This window comes from Bradyrhizobium sp. CCBAU 11361, assembly GCF_028128935.1.
Taxonomy (GTDB): Bacteria; Pseudomonadota; Alphaproteobacteria; order Rhizobiales; family Xanthobacteraceae; genus Bradyrhizobium; species Bradyrhizobium niftali.
On sequence record NZ_LBJZ01000099.1, the window covers coordinates 1 to 1,919 of the forward strand.

Annotated in this window: 1 protein-coding gene; it reads right to left on the reverse strand. The window is 60.9% G+C overall.

Annotated elements, in window-relative coordinates:
• A partial coding sequence (locus XI08_RS10050) for a beta strand repeat-containing protein (protein ID WP_271574294.1) occupies positions 1–1,919 on the reverse strand: 1,919 nt, incomplete at both ends.

A 1,919-nucleotide genomic window follows, 5' to 3' on the forward strand; every position in this document is an offset into this window, starting at 1 on the left:
ACATCGGCCAAATCGCCCGCGGCGGTCCCCTGCGCAGTCCCGGTAACCAGATCGACCGTAACCCCGGCAAGCGCGTTGTAGAAGGCGATCCGCGTGTTGCCGTTGCCGGTGATAGCGTCGTTACCGCCCATCCCCTGGATCTCGTTGAATGTTCCCAGGCTGCCCTGGTTGGTGCTTGAGCCGGAGAATCCGACCGCGTTATAGGTGTCGGCAAAACGGGTCCCCTGCACTGCTTCGATGGAGTTGATAGTGTCAGTTCCAACCGAGGCATTGCCGACGACTGTTCCAGCGGCCAAATTGATGATGATACCGCCAGTTACCGGATCGTTGCCACTCGACCAATATTGGACACGATCGAAGCCGCCGCGCCCATCAACCGTGTCATTGCCCCGACTGGTGGTGAAGACCTCAACGCCCGTGGCATTGTTGCTGCCGGACAGGAAGTCGTTGAAGCTCGACCCCCGAACATTGTTCACTCCGGTGAAGGTGTCGGTGCTCACATCGGCATTGTCGGCAACTGTGCTGTGACCGGTCCCGGCCTGGATGTCGACGGTCACTGATGCGAGGGCGAAGTTGTAGTCGATCCGCGTGTTGCCGTTGCCGGTGATCGTGTCGTCACCTTCCATGCCCTCAAAGCTATTGAAGGTGCCGCCGCTGCCGGCATTGGTACTGCCGCTTCCAAATCCGGTCGCAACATAGGTGTCGTTGAATTGTGTGCCGCGAACGAGTTCGATCGACCGCAACGTGTCAGTTCCGATCGAGGCATCGCCGGTCACGGTACCGGCAGCCAGGTTGACAGTAACGCCGCCCGTGACACTGCCTGGATTGAGCAGGCTGGAGTAGGCGACGAAGTCGTATCCTCCCTTGCCATCGATGAAGTCATCACCCTTTCCGCCCAGAAACACGTCGACAAAGCCGTACTGGTCGTTAACCGAATCATTGCGCCCGATCAGGGTGTCATTGAAGTCCGAACCGACGACGCCGGTGACATTGACCAAGGTGTCGACGCCGATCTGCGCAGCATCGCTGCCAGCAGTGCTCGTTGCCGTTCCCGCTCCCAGGTCGACCGTAACAGCCGCTGCGGCGTGGGCATAAGACACCTGTGTGCCGGCCAGCCCGGCGATGAACGCGGCCTGGGTCAGCGCGTTGCCGGTGATCGTGTCGTTGCCACCGCCGCCTTCAAAGGTGTTGTTGATGCTCGACTGGATCTGAATATCCAGCGAGTTGTTCGTGCTGGCCGGTCCAAAGCCGACCGCGGTGTAGGTGTCGGCGAAATTTGTGCCGCGAACATACTCGATCGAGCGCAGCACATCGCTGCCAACCGAGGCGTCGCCGGTTACCGTGCCGTTCGCCAGGTCGACGGAAATGGCGCCGGGCGCCTGATGGTAATCCGCGACATCCCGGCCCGTACCACCATCGATGTAATCGTTGCCGCCAAAACCTTCGATCACGTCATTGCCGGCCAGACCGGAGATCGCTTCCGATGAGCTGGTGCCCTGGATCACAGGATTTGCAGTGCCGTTGTCGTCGCCGGCCGTCCCGCTGATGCTGGCTGCAAAGATGAAGTCGCTCGCCTGCAGAGTTCCAACGATCACGCTGGTCAGCGTCAGCGTGTTGCCTGCGCTGAACGTGATGAAGGTGTTGCCGCCAGCCGCGGCCGCCCTGGCCTGGATGTCGGCAAATGAAAGCACCCCGGCGACGCCGCTGACGTCGATGACATCGCCCTCGATGCGGTTGAAGTCGGTGATCAAGTCTGCGCCATACCCGTCGGCATAAACATACTTGTCGGCGCCTATGCCACCCGTCAGCGTATCGTTACCGGCGCCACCATCGAGCGTGTCATTACCGGCCAGGCCCTCCAGCGTGTTGGCTGCCGAATTGCCTTTGATGGAATCGGCCGAGTTGGATCCGCGGACCGC